The organism is Brevibacillus sp. YAE8 (assembly GCF_057543335.1).
The window spans coordinates 1-521 of the sequence record NZ_BAAIYG010000177.1 but is presented as its reverse complement, the minus strand read 5'-3'; the positions used below and the strand labels follow the sequence as shown (position 1 = coordinate 521).

Sequence of the window (521 nt, the reverse complement as noted above, 5' to 3'; positions counted from 1 at the left end):
TCTCTCTTTAGGACGACTATTCTGTTCACTTATTTGACTTTGTTACTTAGGCGACTTAATTAAACCCTGTCGGTTCACTTGGTTTCAACTAAGTGATTGGGGTATAGTTCATGCGCTGCGGCAAAATCCGCAGTCGGGATTTGCACCCTGAATACCACAACGATGACGTATATATTTATTTTATACGTCAGCCTCTGCACACCTATTGCATATTACTCGTTCACGTAATAAACAATATCTCAATGGTGGCTCAGGCGGGGCAGCTTTCGGGCTGGCCGGTGATCCGTTGTGGCCGGTAGTGCAAACTCCGTCTGGGCTATCACCCAAGGGATTTGCACCTCTTAGGCTGGTAGTGATCATCACTTTGCAACGGATCATGCGAAATGACGGCCAATAAAAAATCTCAAGATACTGCTCTACCTCGCTATAAACCTCAGGCATCAGTGGGTTCCCATCGTTTTCAAAACTGGCATCCGGCAGATATCATCGCCGAGTTGCACAAACGAGGAACCACGCTGGCA

1 protein-coding gene is annotated in these 521 nt (G+C 47.0%); it reads left to right on the top strand.

Features of this window, described 5'->3' with window-relative positions:
• Positions 1–383: 383 nt before the first annotated feature.
• Positions 384–521, top strand: a 138-nt coding sequence (locus tag AC27IT_RS28245) for a helix-turn-helix domain-containing protein (protein ID WP_487092327.1), incomplete at its 3' end; no start/stop codon positions are given.